The organism is Nocardia sp. NPDC050378 (genome assembly GCF_040655675.1).
In the GTDB taxonomy this organism is placed as follows: Bacteria; Actinomycetota; Actinomycetes; order Mycobacteriales; family Mycobacteriaceae; genus Nocardia; species Nocardia coubleae.
Genome location: NZ_JBFAKI010000008.1, coordinates 96,181 through 110,891 on the forward strand (window position 1 = coordinate 96,181; position 14,711 = coordinate 110,891).

General features: G+C 68.1%; 14 protein-coding genes and 1 tRNA gene. 6 read left to right on the plus strand and 9 right to left on the minus strand.

All coding sequences use genetic code 11. The features are described from left to right. Window positions 1-3 precede the first annotated feature (3 nt). The 6 genes from AB0I35_RS19330 to AB0I35_RS19355 all read right to left on the minus strand — a co-directional run bounded on the left by AB0I35_RS19330 (window position 4) and on the right by AB0I35_RS19355 (window position 4,197). On the minus strand, window positions 4-333 hold the full coding sequence (locus AB0I35_RS19330) for a hypothetical protein (RefSeq protein ID WP_357397460.1): 330 nt from the start codon (window positions 331-333) through the stop codon (window positions 4-6). A gap of 55 nt (window positions 334-388) precedes the next feature. Continuing rightward, entirely contained in the window at window positions 389-1,030 is a 642-nt protein-coding gene (locus AB0I35_RS19335) for a DUF2461 domain-containing protein (RefSeq protein ID WP_357397461.1), read from the minus strand. Window positions 1,031-1,150: 120 nt separating this feature from the next. Next, entirely contained in the window at window positions 1,151-1,435 is a 285-nt protein-coding gene (locus tag AB0I35_RS19340; RefSeq protein ID WP_357397462.1) for a hypothetical protein, read from the minus strand. Window positions 1,436-1,560: 125 nt separating this feature from the next. Continuing rightward, entirely contained in the window at window positions 1,561-2,541 is a 981-nt protein-coding gene (locus AB0I35_RS19345) for a ribose-phosphate diphosphokinase (RefSeq protein WP_181696672.1), read from the minus strand. Next, entirely contained in the window at window positions 2,538-4,028 is a 1,491-nt protein-coding gene (gene glmU, locus AB0I35_RS19350) for a bifunctional UDP-N-acetylglucosamine diphosphorylase/glucosamine-1-phosphate N-acetyltransferase GlmU (RefSeq protein ID WP_357397463.1), read from the minus strand. Before glmU ends, AB0I35_RS19345 begins: the two co-directional genes overlap by 4 nt. Window positions 4,029-4,126: 98 nt before the next feature. Next, window positions 4,127-4,197: transfer RNA gene (locus AB0I35_RS19355), tRNA-Gln, on the minus strand. 216 nt (window positions 4,198-4,413) lie between these two features. Between AB0I35_RS19355 and AB0I35_RS19360 the strand changes: the two genes are divergently transcribed. After that, the gene (locus tag AB0I35_RS19360; protein ID WP_181696670.1) at window positions 4,414-5,040 is read left to right on the plus strand and encodes a TetR/AcrR family transcriptional regulator; all 627 of its coding nucleotides are present in this window, start codon (window positions 4,414-4,416) and stop codon (window positions 5,038-5,040) included. A gap of 169 nt (window positions 5,041-5,209) precedes the next feature. Further along, window positions 5,210-5,857: a TetR/AcrR family transcriptional regulator gene (locus AB0I35_RS19365; RefSeq protein ID WP_357397464.1), complete on the plus strand. Its 648-nt coding sequence runs from the start codon at window positions 5,210-5,212 to the stop codon at window positions 5,855-5,857. On the opposite strand, the gene AB0I35_RS19370 is transcribed toward AB0I35_RS19365, so the two are convergent. Continuing rightward, a complete protein-coding gene (locus tag AB0I35_RS19370) occupies window positions 5,854-6,477 on the minus strand; it encodes a TIGR03085 family metal-binding protein (protein WP_357397465.1) in 624 nt (207 codons plus the stop codon). The genes AB0I35_RS19365 and AB0I35_RS19370 overlap by 4 nt on opposite strands. A gap of 118 nt (window positions 6,478-6,595) precedes the next feature. Here AB0I35_RS19370 and mfd point away from each other — a divergent pair, with 118 nt between their 5' ends. The 4 genes from mfd (at window position 6,596) to AB0I35_RS19390 (ending at window position 12,183) form a co-directional block, all read left to right on the plus strand. After that, window positions 6,596-10,204, plus strand: coding sequence for a transcription-repair coupling factor (gene mfd / locus AB0I35_RS19375; protein WP_357397466.1), 3,609 nt, complete (start codon window positions 6,596-6,598; stop codon window positions 10,202-10,204). Further along, the gene (locus AB0I35_RS19380) at window positions 10,201-10,902 is read left to right on the plus strand and encodes a MazG family protein (protein ID WP_357397467.1); all 702 of its coding nucleotides are present in this window, start codon (window positions 10,201-10,203) and stop codon (window positions 10,900-10,902) included. Before mfd ends, AB0I35_RS19380 begins: the two co-directional genes overlap by 4 nt. Window positions 10,903-11,103: 201 nt before the next feature. Next, entirely contained in the window at window positions 11,104-11,583 is a 480-nt protein-coding gene (locus tag AB0I35_RS19385) for a pyridoxamine 5'-phosphate oxidase family protein (RefSeq protein ID WP_225278688.1), read from the plus strand. Window positions 11,584-11,607: 24 nt separating this feature from the next. After that, a complete protein-coding gene (locus tag AB0I35_RS19390) occupies window positions 11,608-12,183 on the plus strand; it encodes a TerD family protein (RefSeq protein WP_067485544.1) in 576 nt (191 codons plus the stop codon). A gap of 46 nt (window positions 12,184-12,229) precedes the next feature. Here AB0I35_RS19390 and AB0I35_RS19395 read toward each other — a convergent pair whose 3' ends face one another. Both AB0I35_RS19395 and AB0I35_RS19400 read right to left on the minus strand, forming a co-directional pair. Continuing rightward, complete coding sequence (locus AB0I35_RS19395) at window positions 12,230-13,621, minus strand: MATE family efflux transporter (RefSeq protein WP_357397468.1); 1,392 nt, start codon at window positions 13,619-13,621, stop codon at window positions 12,230-12,232. A gap of 37 nt (window positions 13,622-13,658) precedes the next feature. Beyond that, on the minus strand, window positions 13,659-14,693 hold the full coding sequence (locus AB0I35_RS19400; RefSeq protein WP_357397469.1) for a cysteine synthase family protein: 1,035 nt from the start codon (window positions 14,691-14,693) through the stop codon (window positions 13,659-13,661). Between the last annotated feature and the right edge of the window lie 18 nt (window positions 14,694-14,711).

Here is a 14,711-nt window from a genome sequence, read left to right on the forward strand (position 1 = left end):
GCTCTAGAGGTCGAGTTCGTCGGCGACCCCTTCGCCGCTGATCAGGTTCTCGTCCCCGTCGAGGTCGGCGTTGTCGAGGGAGTCCTCGTCGAAAGCGCGGACGGCGACCTCTTCGGCGGGGCGCTCGTCTTCTTCCATCTCCTCGTGGCGCTCGCCGCTCTCGGTCCACTCCTCCGACAGTTCCTCGCCGATACCGAGGAACCCGTCGGCCTCGGCTTCGCGGTTGCGGATCACGTAGTCCGCCGGCGGGTCTTCGATGGTGCGTTCGTATTCGATGATGTCGTCGGCCTGATCGTCGTCGCCCATGTCCATGTCCAGCGGTTCACGGCTCATGGTGCCAGTATCGGCCTGTGCGCCGACCGGTGCCAGGAAGGCACGCCCGCGCGGATCAGTCGACGCCTTCGAGGACGGCGGCCAGCCATTCGATGAGCGGACGTAGCTCGTTCCAGGCCCGGCGGACCTCGGTGACGCCTGCGGGGGTCTCGAGCCAGTCGGGTGCGCCGTAGTCGCGGCGAACGATCAGCGACTTGTGGCGGAGCAGTCCGATGCGCGGATGGTCGGCGGGGTAGCCCTTGGGGCGGGTCTTGAGCTGTTCGCCGCCGAGTTCGAAACCGGCGGCCGTGATCGCGGCCAGGATGCCCTCCAGCTCGCGGCCGCGCACGTCGTCGTCGATGGTGGCGCGCAGGACAGCCAGGGCACTCGGCGCGGGCCGGAAACAGCCGCCACCGACGGCCAACCCGGCCGCGCTGATCTGCACATACCAGCCCACACCGGGGGCGAGGTGGACCACCGCGCCCTGGTGAGTCTTGTAGGGCGTCTTGTCGGCGGAGAATCGCACGTCACGGTAGGGCCGGAAAACCCTGGCGTCCCCGAATTCCGCCGAGAGTTCGGCGGTGAGCGCGACCATCGGCGCCCGCACCGCCTCGTCGTAGGTGTGTTTGTGCGCGGTCCAGAAGGCCTTGGAGTTGTCGGCCTCGAGGTCCTCGTAGAAGTCCAGGCCGGCCAGGGGGAAACCGGTGAAAGCGTTCATCGTGCGTGCGGTTCTCAGTTCTGTGACGGGATGATGTCGGCGTCGAAGAAGAACATCCGGATCGCCGGCCCCGCGAGCAACGCGAACAGCGCCGCCACGGCCGACCAGTTGCCGAGCGGTTCACCCTTCTCGCTCCCGTACAGCCCCGCCGCGATCCCGAGCGAACACGAACGCCACTGTCGACCAGGTCTTACCCGCGGGCGCCTCGACATCACCATCGGAGTCGTCGACGGGCAACCCACCGTAAGACACCTCGGGCCTGCCGGGATACTTGGCCTCGTGCGCGCCATGGGATGGCTCGACCGCCTCGTCCGACAGCGAATACGACGCCTCGGGCCGCTCCGGCTTGGCATGCCGCGGCCGGTACTCGCCCTCCCCGGATCCGGATTCCTGCGGTGTGCTCATCGAGACTCCCAGGTCGGGCTATCGCGGGGCTACCGTCTCCAGTATCGCCCCACGGACCCTCGGCACCACGCGGCCGACACACGAACGGCCCTCGGCGCGATGCCGAGGGCCGTCGGTGAGCAAACTCAGGCGTTGCCGTTGAAGAGGCCCGTTACCGAGCCGTTCTCGAAGACCTCGCGGATGGTGCGGGCCAGCAGCGGCGCGATAGACAGCACCGTCAGCGTCGGGAACTTCTTCTCCTCGCTGATCGGCAGGGTGTTCGTGATGACCACTTCCTTGGCACCACAGTTCGCCAGCCGCTCGGCCGCCGGGTCGCTGAGCACACCGTGGGTGGCCGCGATGATGACATCGCCCGCGCCCGCTTCCTTGAGTACCTTCACCGCGCCGGCGATGGTGCCACCGGTGTCGATCATGTCGTCGATCAGCACGCAGGTGCGGCCTTCGACGTCACCGACGACGCGGTTGGACTTCACCTGGTTGGGGACCAGCGGGTCGCGGGTCTTGTGGATGAACGACAGCGGGGTGCCACCGAGCGCGTCGGCCCACTTCTCGGCGACCTTCACGCGACCGGCATCGGGGGAGACCACGGCCAGGTTGTCGGTGGAGTAGTTGGTGCGGATGTAGTCCGACAGCTGCACCAGCGCGTGCATGTGATCGACGGGGCCGTCGAAGAAGCCCTGGATCTGGTCGGTGTGCAGGTCGACGCTGATGATGCGGTCGGCACCGGCGGTCTTGAGCAGGTCGGCGACCAGGCGGGCGGAGATGGGCTCACGGCCGCGGTGCTTCTTGTCCTGGCGGGCGTAGGGGTAGAACGGCAGCACGGCGGTGATCCGCTTGGCCGAACCGCGCTTGAGCGCGTCGATCATGATGAGCTGTTCCATCAGCCACTGGTTCAGCGGGGCGGGGAAGCTCTGCAGCACGAAGGCGTCGGAACCGCGCACCGACTCCTCGAACCGGACGAAGATCTCACCGTTGGCGAACTCACGCGCGGTCTGCGGGGTGATGTCGACATCGAGTTCCTTGGCGACCTGCTCGGCAAGCTCAGGATGTGACCGGCCGGCGAAGAGCATCAAGTTCTTCTGATTGTCGATCGAGAACGCGGTCACTGCTGGTTGCCATCCTTTTGCTCGATTGCCTTGTTCGACGTCTCGTCTGCCGCGATGGCTTCCGCCGCCGCGCGTGCCGCAGCGGTTCCGGGACGGTAGCGCTGCACCCAGTTCTCAATGGTGCGTTGTGGCCCACCCGACACGGCAAGTGCCCCGGGTGGAACGCTCCTGCGCAGTACAGTACCCGCACCCGTATAGGCGCCGTCACCCACGGTTACCGGAGCGATGAACATGGTGTCGCTGCCGGTGCGCACATGGGAACCGACCACAGTGTGGTGCTTGTTCACCCCGTCGTAGTTCACGAAAACACTGGACGCGCCGATGTTGCTGTGCTCGCCGATCGTCGCGTCGCCGACGTAGGTGAGGTGCGGAACCTTGGAGTGCGCGCCGACCGTCGCGTTCTTGGTCTCGACGAACGCGCCGAGCTTGCCGTGCTCACCGAGCACGGTGCCGGGGCGCAGGTAGCTGAACGGTCCGACGTTGGCGTTCTCGCCGATCTCGGCCTGTTCACCGTGGGTGCGCACCACCTTGGCGCCCGCGCCGACGATCACATCGGTGAGGGTGGTGTCGGGCCCGATCTCGGCGTCCTCCCCGATGTGGGTCTCGCCGAACAGCTGGGTGCCGGGGCGAAGGACCGCGTCGCGCCCGATCCGCACACTCGCGTCCACCCAGGTGGTGGCCGGATCGATGACGGTGACGCCCGCGCGCATGTGCCGCTCGAGGATGTACCGGTTGAGTGTGGCACCGGCCTGCGACAACTGCACCCGGTCGTTGACCCCGGTGACCTTGTTCGAGTCGACCAGTCGCGCGCCGTGTACGGGATGCCCGGCCTCGCGGGCGAGACGCAGCACGTCGGTGAGGTAGAGCTCGTGCTGGGCATTGGCCGTGGACAGCCGCCCGATCATGGTGCGCAGCACGGCGGCGTCGAAGGCGTAGACGCCGGAATTGACCTCTTTGATCTTGGCCTGGGCCGGCGTCGCGTCGGCGTGCTCCACGATCTCGGCGACCTGACCGTCGTCGTCGCGCACGATCCGGCCGTAACCGTTGGGATCGTCGGGGACGAAGGTGAGCACGGTGACGGCCGGTCGTTCGGCGTAGCTGCGGTGCTCGTCGAGCAGGGCGCCGAGAGTGTGCCCGTCGAGCAGCGGCACATCGGCGGAGGTGACGAGCAGGTCACCGGTGAAATCGGCGGGCACGGCCTCGAGCGCGCACTGCACGGCGTGGCCGGTGCCGAGCTGCTGTTCCTGTACCGCACAGACGATTTCGCGTCCGAGCTCCTTGCCGACCTCGGCGACGGCGGCGCCGACCTTGTCGCGGTCGTGCCCGACGACGGTGATCAGATGGGTGGGGTCGATCTCCGCCGCGGCGTGCAGCGCGTGCGAGAGCATCGAGCGTCCCGCGAGCGGATGCAGCACCTTCGGAGTCTTCGACCGCATTCGCGTCCCAGCCCCGGCTGCGAGAACGACGACGGCGGTCTGCGGTGGCATGGATCTCCCTCGGCTGCCGGTCAGCGAGTGTGCTGTGGCGGGTTCGGTCGGTCGGTGATGGGGTGCGGGCCGACGATACGTCACTGTGCCCGTGTGTGCTCCGCCGCCAGGACTCGAACCTGAACTATCTGAACCAAAATCAGAGGTGCTGCCATTACACTACGGCGGATCGCCACACCAGTGGGCTGTCAGAGCCCACCACTGTGCTACGGCACGGCCATGATCCTCGCATAGATCGCGCCTCGCGGAAAATCTTGGCTCGCCCACATCCCCGACAATTTTGACCATCATGGGGTCTGAGACAGTTGACGCGGTGGGTCCGGCAGGTGGTGGAGAGGCAGGGAAGTTGTCTTCTAGTGATCCGGGTCGGGTGTCCAGGCCGAGGATGACCGGTACGCAGCGGCGCCAGCAGTTGATCGAGATCGGTCGCGCGTTGTTCGCCGAGCGGGGGTACGACGCCACATCGATCGAGGAGATCGCGCAGCGTGCGCAGGTGTCCAAGCCGGTGGTCTACGAGCATTTCGGGGGTAAGGAAGGGCTCTACGCGGTGGTCGTCGACCGCGAGATGTCGATGCTGCTGGACATGGTCACCTCTTCGCTCACCCAGAACCGGTCGCGGTTGCGGCTCGAGCAGGTGGCGCTGGCGCTGCTCACCTACATCGAGGAACGCACCGACGGGTTCCGCATCCTGGTGCGCGACCAGCCGGCTCCCAACGCCGACGGCCGGTACTCGAGCCTGCTCAACGAGGCTGTCAACCAGGTGGCGCACATTCTGGCGGGCGACTTCGCCCGTCGCGATCTCGACACCAGTCTGGCCCCGCTCTACGCCCAGGCGCTCGTCGGCATGGTGTCGACGGCGGCCACCTGGTGGCTCGACGAGCGCACACCGCCGAAGGAAGTGGTCGCGGCGCATCTGGTGAACCTGTGCTGGAACGGTTTGAGCCACTTGGAAGCCGAGCCGGGTCTCAGCTCCGAATGGAATACGAACATCGCGGGGCCCAAGCCGGGGTAACCGGTCGATAGCGCCCGTGCCGGAAGCGAATCCAGGATCCGGGTGCCCCGGGAACGTCTGGTGGTACGGTTCACCCATCCTTTTGGGTGCTGCCGGGCGGTATGTCGATCAACTTCGGGATGTCGGTCTACTTCAGGATGGCTGGATTATTGGATGACAGGCGGATCTGATGGCTAGGCAAGCGCGCGCGGAGATCACCCGCGACTCCGTCCTTGCTGGCGCTGCCGATGTCTTTCTCCGTTTGGGCTACGCCAACGCGAGCCTCAGCGAAATCATCGCGCAGTCCAATGTGACCAAGGGCGCCTTGTACTTTCACTTCGGCTCCAAGGAGGAGCTGGCACGGGCGGTGGTCGATCAGGGCAACGAACGGCTCATCGGGTCGTGTCAGGGTTTCTTCGATTCCCGGGTGCCCGCGCTCGAGGCGTGCATCGGCATCACCTATGTGGTCGCCGATCTGTCGATGAACGATCCGATGGTCGGTGCGATGCTCAAGCTCACTCACCAGATCGGTGACTATCGCGGCGCCCAGGGCGACAACATCGCCAAGACCTGGGGTGAGACGTACCGGGTGCTGTCGGAGCGCGCGATCTCCCAGGGCGACCTGCTCGCCGATCTCGACGCCGAGGTGGTGGGGCTGCTCCTGCAGGAACTCACCGCCGGCGTGCACATCGTCGCGGTGGGTACCGAGTCGATGGACCAGATGGCCACCCGGATGGAACGGGCCTGGTATTTCCTGCTGCCCTCGCTCGTTCCGCCCGAGAAGCTGTCGTATTTCCGGGAGTTCGCGGCGCGCCGGTTGCGTCGCTACGTGGTCTAGACGCTGCGGTCGGTGGCGAGCACGGCCCGCACGTCCGCGTCGGGTCCGCTCGCCTCGATCCGCACCTCGTCGCGGCCGAAGGCGTGCAGCAGCAGTTCCGACGGCGGGCCGGTGAGCACCACCGCGTCGCCGGTGCCCGCGTGGGCGGTGATCCGTTCCCCGCCCGGGGTGGCCAGCACCAGCGGCGCGGGTGACTTGCGGTAGTTCGCCCGGGCGATCGCCCGCAGCGCCCGCCACAGCCGCTGCTCGTCGGCATCGGCCAATTGCCTTGGCTCCCATCCTGGTTCGCCGCGGCGGATATCTTCGTGGTGGATGAACATCTCGGTCAGGTTCACCACCGCGTCGACCGGGCGCAGCGGTGACCACAGCGGTGGCCCGGTGCGGATCTGCTCGGCGAGTACCGGAAACGGGCGCTGCCGGATCTTGGCCTGCTGCTTGTCGAGATAGCCGGACAGGGGCTTCAGCAGGATGCCGAGCGCGGCGTCGGGCCTGCGTTCCCGGACCACCAGGTGGGCGGCGAGGTCGTAGACGGTCCAGGTGCCGCACAGCGTCGGTGCTTGGGCACCCGCCGAGAGCGCCGACTGAACAAGGGCGTGGCGTTCACGTTGAGCCAGACTCACGCTTGCGACCATACGCCGCGTGGCCCGTGCCTCGCCCAGCCCGGGGAGGTGTCGGAGGCGGTGACTAGACTTTACCAAGTCCTCCTCGACCATCCCGTCTGCGTATTCAGGAGCGTTCATGTCCTCCCTTCGTCCCCCGCTCGCCGGTCTGGCCGAGGCGGCTGGGGGTGATGCCGCGCTGCGGACGGTGGCCGATCTGGTCGGCAAGTCCGGGGTGGAGCTGGTCGCCCCCTCGGCGGTGCGCGCGTTCGTCGCGAGCACCGTGGCCGCTCAGCGTCCGCTGGTCGTCGTCACGGCCACCGGCCGCGAGGCCGACGACCTGACCGTCGAGCTGGCCGAGATGCTCGGCGACTCGGTGGCGATGTTCCCGTCCTGGGAGACGCTGCCGCACGAACGCCTCTCACCCGGCGCCGACACGGTCGGGCGCAGGCTCGAGGTGCTGCGCAGGCTCGCGCACCCCGACGACCCGGTGTACCCGGAACCGCTGCGTGTGGTGGTCACCACGGTGCGGTCGCTGATGCAGCCGATGACGGCCGGGCTCGGCGATATCGAGCCCATCGTGTTGCGCGTCGGCGAGGACCACGACTTCGACGCCCTGCTCGCGCGCCTGGTCGAATTCGCCTACACCCGCGTCGACATGGTCGGCAAGCGTGGCGAGTTCGCGGTGCGCGGCGGCATTCTCGACCTCTTTCCGCCGACGGCGGACCACCCTGTGCGCGTGGAGTTCTGGGGTGACGAGGTCACCGAGCTCCGCCCGTTCGCGGTGGCCGATCAGCGCTCCATCGACGATCTGAGCGTCGAGGTGGTCGTGGCCCAGCCGTGCCGCGAGCTGTTGCTCACCGAGCCGGTGCGCGAACGCGCCGCCGCCGTGGCGGCCGACAACGCCGCCGACGCCGCGCTCGTCGAAATGCTCGACAAGATCGCCGAGGGCATCCCGGTCGACGGCATGGAGGCGCTGCTTCCCGTCCTGGCGCCCGGCAAGCTGAGCCTGCTCACCGAGGCGCTGCCCGAGGGCACCCACCTGCTGCTGTGCGACCCGGAGAAGATCCGTACCCGCGCGGCCGACCTGGTACGTACCGGGGAGGAATTCCTCGAGGCCTCCTGGACGGCCGCCTCGTTCGGCAGCGATGCCCCGCTGGGCGCGCACGGTCTCGACCTGGCCGCCTCCGGTTACCGTTCGCTGCCCGAATTGCACGGCAGCGCAGACCAACTCGGCCTGCCTTGGTGGACGTTGAGCCCGCTGAGTTCCGGCGATCCGGTCGAGGTGAACCTGCCGGTGCTCGCGGGCCCGACCGCCCGCGGGTCCGAGGAGTTGGTCGCGACCATCTTCGCCTCGCTGCGCGCGCACGTGGCGACCGGCGGGCGCGCCGTCGTCGTGGTCACCGGGCACGGCACCGCCCAGCGCGTGCTGGAACGGCTCGGTGAGGCCGAGGTGCCCGCCGCACTGCTCCCGGCGGGGGCGGTTCCGGAGCCGGGCGTGGTCGGTGTGCTGTGCGGTTCGTTGCACGACGGGCTGATCTTCGACGACGCGGGCCTGGTCGTCGTCGCCGAATCCGATCTCACCGGCAACCGGGTCACCGCGCCGAGCGAGGGCAAGCGGCTGCCCGCCAAGCGCCGCAACCAGGTGGATCCACTCGCCCTGTCGGCAGGCGACATGGTGGTCCACGACCAGCACGGCATCGGCCGCTTCGTCGAGATGATCGAACGCACCGTCGGCGGGGCGCGCCGCGAATACCTGGTGATCGAGTACGCCCCGAGTAAGCGCGGCCAGCCCGGCGACCGGTTGTTCGTGCCGATGGAGTCGCTCGATCAGCTCTCCCGCTACGTCGGCGGTGAGCTGCCGAGTCTGTCCAAGCTGGGCGGTTCGGACTGGGCGAACACCAAACGCAAGGCGCGCAAGGCCGTTCGCGAGATCGCCGGCGAGCTGGTGCAGCTCTACGCCGCCCGCCAGGCCGCGCCGGGACACGCCTTCGGGCCGGACACCCCGTGGCAGCAGGAGATGGAAGACGCGTTCGCGTTCACCGAGACCGTCGACCAGATGACCGCCATCACCGACGTGAAGGCCGATATGGAGAAGCCGGTCCCGATGGACCGGGTGGTCTGCGGCGACGTCGGCTACGGCAAGACCGAGATCGCCGTGCGCGCGGCGTTCAAGGCGGTGCAGGACGGCAAGCAGGTGGTGGTGCTCGTCCCGACCACACTGCTGGCCCAGCAGCACCTGCAGACCTTCACCGAGCGGGTGGCGGGCTTCCCGGTGACGGTGAAGGGCCTGTCGCGCTTCACCGACGCCTCCGATTCCAAGGAGATCCTGGCCGGGATGGCCGACGGATCCGTCGACATCGTGGTCGGCACCCACCGGTTGCTGCAGACCGGGGTCCGCTGGAAGGACCTCGGTCTGGTGATCGTCGACGAGGAACAGCGCTTCGGTGTGGAACACAAGGAGCACATCAAGGCGCTGCGCACCCACGTCGACGTGCTCACCATGTCGGCCACCCCGATCCCGCGCACCCTGGAGATGAGCCTGGCGGGCATCCGCGAGATGTCGACCATCCTCACCCCGCCCGAGGAACGTCATCCGGTGCTCACCTATGTGGGCGCCTACAACGACAAACAGGTCACCGCCGCCATCCGCCGCGAGCTGATGCGCGACGGTCAGGTGTTCTACGTGCACAACCGGGTGTCCTCGATCGACAAGGCCGCCAAGAAGATTCGCGACCTGGTGCCCGAGGCGCGGGTGGTGGTGGCGCACGGGCAGATGAACGAGGACCAGCTCGAGCGCACGGTACAGGGCTTCTGGGAGCGCGAATACGACGTGCTGGTGTGCACCACGATCATCGAGACCGGCCTCGACATCTCCAATGCCAACACCCTGATCGTGGAACGCGCCGACTCCCTCGGCCTCTCACAGCTGCACCAGTTGCGCGGCCGGGTCGGTCGTTCGCGCGAGCGCGGCTACGCCTACTTCCTGTACCCGCCGGAGAAGCCGCTCACCGAAACGGCCTACGACCGCTTGGCGACCATCGCCCAGAACTCCGACCTCGGCGCCGGTATGGCGGTCGCGATGAAGGACCTCGAGATCCGTGGCGCGGGCAATGTGCTCGGCGCCGAACAGTCCGGGCACGTGGCGGGCGTGGGTTTCGACCTGTACGTGCGGCTGGTCGGTGAGGCGGTGGAGGCCTACCGGGCCGCCGCCGACGGCAAACCGATCGTCACCGAGGAGATCAAGGAGGTGCGGATCGACCTGCCTGTCGACGCGCACATCCCGCCCGATTACATCGCCAGCGACCGGCTGCGGCTCGAGGCGTACCGCAAACTCGCCTCCGCGCAGGACGATTCGGCGCTGGCCGCTGTCGTCGAGGAGCTCGTCGACCGGTACGGCCCGGTGCCGGTGGAGGTCGGCAGGCTGGTGTCGGTGGCGAAGCTGCGACTGCTGGCGCGCGAGTACGACGTGTCCGAGATCGTGGTCACCGGCTCGACGTTGAAGATCGCCCCGCTGAACCTGCCCGACTCGAAACAGCTGCGGCTCAAGCGGATCTACCCCAGCGCCACCTACCGGGCGGCCAGCGGAATGGTGCAGTTGCCGCTGCCGCGCGTCACCGACAGTGTCGGCGCCGATCGGGTCCGCGATGTCGCGGTGCTGCAATTCGTCGCCGACCTGCTGCTGGTGCTCGACGGCAAACCGCAAAGGATGGTCGATCTTTCGGTGCCCGCCGAGGCGAGCGTATGAGCGAGGCGCAGGAGGCGGCCGATACCGCCGTCGTCGCGGCGGGCCTGGCCGACGCCGTGCGGGTGATGGACCGGCTGTGGCATTTCGGCGGCTGGGAAACCACCCAGACCCACGATTCGCTGCGCCCCTACCTGCTCGAGGAAACCTACGAACTGCTCGACGCCATCGGCTCCGGCGACTACGCGACCATCAAGGAGGAACTCGGCGACCTGCTGCTGCAGGTGCTGTTCCACTCCCGGATCGCCGAGGCCGCAGGCGAATTCACCGTCGACGATGTGGCGGCGGCACTGGTCGGCAAGCTCGTCCACCGCAGCCCGCACCTGATCGAGGCCGACTTGCCGCCCGGCATCTCGGTGGCCGAGAAGATCGCCGCGCAGGAAGAGGCCTGGGAGGAGCGCAAGTCGGCCGAGAAGGCCCGCCGCTCCTGCCTCGACGGCATCGCCATGGCCCAGCCCGCGCTCGCGCTCGCCGAAAAGGTCCGGTCCCGCAGCGCCCGCGCCGGCCTGCCCGACGATCTGGTCCCCGCCGCCCTGCGCACGGTCGAGCTGGGTGGCCCGGACTCCGCCGAGGAGCGCCTGCGCAAGGCCACTCTCGATTTCGCCTCGGCCATCCGTGCGGCCGAGGACGCGGCGGAATCGGCGCGCGGGGAGCGGTTACCGCTCACCGCCAAGGACTGGCGCGCCTACTGGCCGCGCTGACCACGCGCGATACCGCGAGATCGGTTCCGGTCGAACGCGAGTGCGGTACACAGCTACCCGACGGCTAACGATCTTGGTCGGGTGAATGCCCGGCGATCGCTGCCGAGACGTTAGCGGCAAGTGGCACAGCGCTTTAGACTCGGTGGCGAGCTCGCTGTTCGCGGCGGGCTGGGGTGTCCGACGATCGTCGAGGTGAGGTAGATGGCAACAGAAGTCGATCCGGTAGAGCACGGCGAGTTGACAGATCATCCCGAACTCGACGTGTTGCCGGTGTGGCCACAGGAAACCATCGCGGTACTGGTCACCACCGATCCCGCCCCGCACGCCATTCCTGTTTCCTGGCCGGTGCGCGCGGGCGACCGGCGCATCCTCATCAGCCTGCGCACCAATCGTGGGTCGCTCGCCCGGTTGCGGGAGCGGCCCGAGGTGGCGTTGCTGATCCTTGGTGGCGGCAATGTGGCGCTGTCGGCCCGTGGCCGGGCGACCGTGATCGCCGAGCAGATGCCCGAGGCCGAGGACTACGCCGCCGTGCGGATCGACGTCGATGTGATCGACGACCACCGTCAGTCGGCTTTCGCGGTGGACCGGGGTATCCAGCGAACGGTTCTCGACGACACCGAACTGCGCGCCCTGGAAGGCCGGGTCGAGACCCTGCGCACCTGGGCCGAGCAGCAGCACTGAACACGATCAGGACAGAAGGGTTTCATGAGCGTCTCACTCGCCAAGGGCGGCAATGTCTCGCTGTCGAAGCAGACCGACAATCTCACCAAGGTGGCCGTCGGCCTCGGCTGGGATGTCCGCACCACCACCGGCGCCGATCACGATCTCGACGCCAGTGCGCTGGCTACGGGTGCCAACCTGAAGGTGCTGTCGGACCAGCATTTCGTGTTCTACAACAACCTGCGTTCGCCCGAGGGAACCATCGAGCACACCGGCGACAACCTGACCGGTGAGGGCGACGGTGACGACGAGGTGATCAATGTCGACCTGGCCGCCACGCCGCCGTCGATCACCAACATCTTCTTCCCCGTGTCGATCCACGACGCGCAGGCGCGGGGGCAGTCCTTCGGACAGATCCGCAATGCCTACATCCGGGTGACCGATGCGAACACCGGTGTGGAGCTGGCTCGCTACGACCTGTCCGAGGACGCGTCGACCGAGACCGCGATGGTGTTCGGTGAGCTGTACCGGCACAACAACGAGTGGAAGTTCCGCGCCATCGGCCAGGGATACGCGTCCGGTCTCGCGGGGATCGCCCGCGACTACGGCGTCAACATCTGACGAACCGCGCGAGGAAACGGGCGGCGGTCCTGGTGACCGCCGCCCGTCATCCTGCCTGGGTCGCGGGGATGCGTGGGAGTGGAGTCGTACTCGCCTGGTCGAGCAGGCTGAAGTACTTGCGGAGCATCAGGGCGGCCGTGGTGGCCAGGCCCGCCGTGAGGCCCCACCAGACGCCCGCCGCCCCGAGATGCAGCGGGAACGCGAACAGCAGGGCGGCCGGGATTCCGACACCCCAGTAGCCGACGAGCGAGAGCCGGAAGCCCGCCGAGGTTTCCTTCAGCCCGCGCAGCAGACCCGTCCCGATGTTCTGGGCGGCGTCGAAGAACTGCAGCACGATGCCGATGAGCAACAGCGTGTGGGCGATGTCCACGGTCGCGGTGTCGGAGGTGTCGAGGAACGGCGCGAGCACCACGTCGGGAGCAAGGACATAGACCGCCCCCGTGACGACGGCGAGCACGCCCGCATGGCGCAGGGCGAGCCAGGCCAGCGACTTGGCGTGGCTGTACTCGTCGCGGCCCACGGCATGGCTGACCAGGATCGACGCACCGTGCGACAGGCCGATCGCGACCTGGAAGACGATGTAGATGATCTGGTACACCACGTTGTGCGCGGCCAGGGCGGCCGGCCCGAAACTTCCCATCACCAGCGCGAGCACCGAGAACATGCCCGCCTCGGAACCGTAGGTCAGCGCGATGGGGGTGCCGAGGCGAAGTTCCTCGCGCACGGTCGCCCAGCGCACCGGCCACGGTGTCCGCGGCAGGGTGGCGCCGAGCTGTTCGTCCCGGCGCACCATCGCCCAGAACACCCCGAAGGTGATCAGGAAGACCAGTGAGGTGGCGATGCCGACGCCGGTCAGACCGGAGGCGGGGATGCCCGCCCAGCCGTGGATGAAGGCGAGCGCGAGCACCAGGTTCAGCACGACCGAACCGAGCGTCACCATCAACAGCGCCTGGGGACGCTGCATGCCCACGGTGTACTGGCGCAACACCTGGAACCACAGACACGGCAGCAGGCCGGGGGCCAGCGCGATCATCATCGGGCGGGCCAGGTCGAGAACGGCGGCGTCCTGCCCGAGCCACGACAGTGCCCAGCCGAGACCGATCAGCAACGCGCCACCGAGCAGGCCCGCGATCGTGGCGATGACGAATGCCGCCCGGACCACCGCGCGCACCTCGCCGTCGGCCGACTCGCCACGCTTGCCCGCCGCGCCGAGCGCACCCGCGATCTGATTACCGGTCCCGGTGATCAGGCCGACACACATGGTCCGGATCTGGTTGAACAACACCAGCGCCAGACCGCCCGCCGCGACCTCCGCGACACCGAGCGTGCCCATCAGCACGAGATTGGTGGTCGACACCGCGATCTGGGCCAGCTGGGTCAACGCGATCGGCGTCGCCAGCTTGGCCAGTGCGCTGGTGTCGGTGTTCTTGCCGCTCACCAGCGCTCCCCGGTCTCCGTTTCGCGCGCGATCGCGCTCACCTGACCTCCATCAGTTCGTCGTGGCGCCGCAGCGGTGAGTACCGGCGCAGCAGTGTGGTGACCTCGCATTCGGCGGCTGGGTCGAGCAGCTCGCGCGCGCTCATCCAGTCGTCGTCGAACACGGTGTCCAAATACTTCTCGCCACCGTCGCACACGATGGTGACCACGGTGGAACCGGCCGGAAATTCCTCGAGCCGGGCCAGAGCATTGTGCACCGAACCGCCCGCGGAACCACCGATCAGCAGACCGTGTGTCCTGGCGACGGCGCGGGCGGTGGCGAACGCGTCGACATCGCTCACCTTCACACCCTCGTCGAGCAGGCTGTAGTCGACCGCGGTGCCGATGGTCGCGCCCGGCGGGGTGCCGGTGCCCGACTGCCAGTACGGGCCGCCCTCGCCGCCGAAGGCGATGGACCCGACCGGCTCCACCCCGATCACCTTCGGCACGCAGCCGAGTTCGCGCAGACGGGTGGCGGTGCCGAACAGCGACCCGCCGGTGCCGACCGCCGACAGCAGGATGTCGACCCGTTCCACCTCGGCCAGCAATTCCTCGGCGACCGCGTAGTAACCGACGGCGTTGGCGTCGTTGTTGTGCTGTTCGGTGAAGTAGGCGTCGTCGCGGGCGGCGGCCATCGCCTCGGCGAGGTCTTCCCGTGCCGAGGTGGCCAGTTCGTCGTCACCGTCGTCGGCGACGAACACCAGGTCGGTGCCCATGGCCTTCATCGCGCGCAGTTTGTCCTTACAGGCGTGGTTGTCGACCACGGCGGTGAATCGATAGCCACGTTCGGCCGCGACCACCGCCAAGCCGAGCCCGGTATTGCCGGACGTAGATTCGATGATATGCCCGCCATCGCGCAGCAAACCGCGCCGCTCGGCATCGTCGACCATCGAGCGGGCCATGCGGATCTTGGCGGCGCCGGTGGGGTTGAACTGTTCGAGCTTGAGCAGCAGGCGGGTGCCGCTGTCGGTGACGGCCAGCTCGAACAGGGGAGTGCGGCCGATCAGATCCGTCACGCGCGTGACGAGAGCCATGGGGTTTCCTCCATCGGG

Bases quoted from the DNA above. Each gene is read 5' to 3' on its own strand.
- AB0I35_RS19330 (WP_357397460.1), bottom strand. From the start codon at position 333: ATGAGCCGTGAACCGCTGGACATGGACATGGGCGACGACGATCAGGCC.
- AB0I35_RS19335 (WP_357397461.1), bottom strand. From the start codon at position 1,030: ATGAACGCTTTCACCGGTTTCCCCCTGGCCGGCCTGGACTTCTACGAG.
- AB0I35_RS19340 (WP_357397462.1), bottom strand. From the start codon at position 1,435: ATGAGCACACCGCAGGAATCCGGATCCGGGGAGGGCGAGTACCGGCCG.
- glmU (WP_357397463.1), bottom strand. From the start codon at position 4,028: ATGCCACCGCAGACCGCCGTCGTCGTTCTCGCAGCCGGGGCTGGGACG.
- AB0I35_RS19360 (WP_181696670.1), top strand. From the start codon at position 4,414: ATGACCGGTACGCAGCGGCGCCAGCAGTTGATCGAGATCGGTCGCGCG.
- AB0I35_RS19365 (WP_357397464.1), top strand. From the start codon at position 5,210: ATGGCTAGGCAAGCGCGCGCGGAGATCACCCGCGACTCCGTCCTTGCT.
- mfd (WP_357397466.1), top strand. From the start codon at position 6,596: ATGTCCTCCCTTCGTCCCCCGCTCGCCGGTCTGGCCGAGGCGGCTGGG.
- AB0I35_RS19380 (WP_357397467.1), top strand. From the start codon at position 10,201: ATGAGCGAGGCGCAGGAGGCGGCCGATACCGCCGTCGTCGCGGCGGGC.
- AB0I35_RS19385 (WP_225278688.1), top strand. From the start codon at position 11,104: ATGGCAACAGAAGTCGATCCGGTAGAGCACGGCGAGTTGACAGATCAT.
- AB0I35_RS19390 (WP_067485544.1), top strand. From the start codon at position 11,608: ATGAGCGTCTCACTCGCCAAGGGCGGCAATGTCTCGCTGTCGAAGCAG.
- AB0I35_RS19400 (WP_357397469.1), bottom strand. From the start codon at position 14,693: ATGGCTCTCGTCACGCGCGTGACGGATCTGATCGGCCGCACTCCCCTG.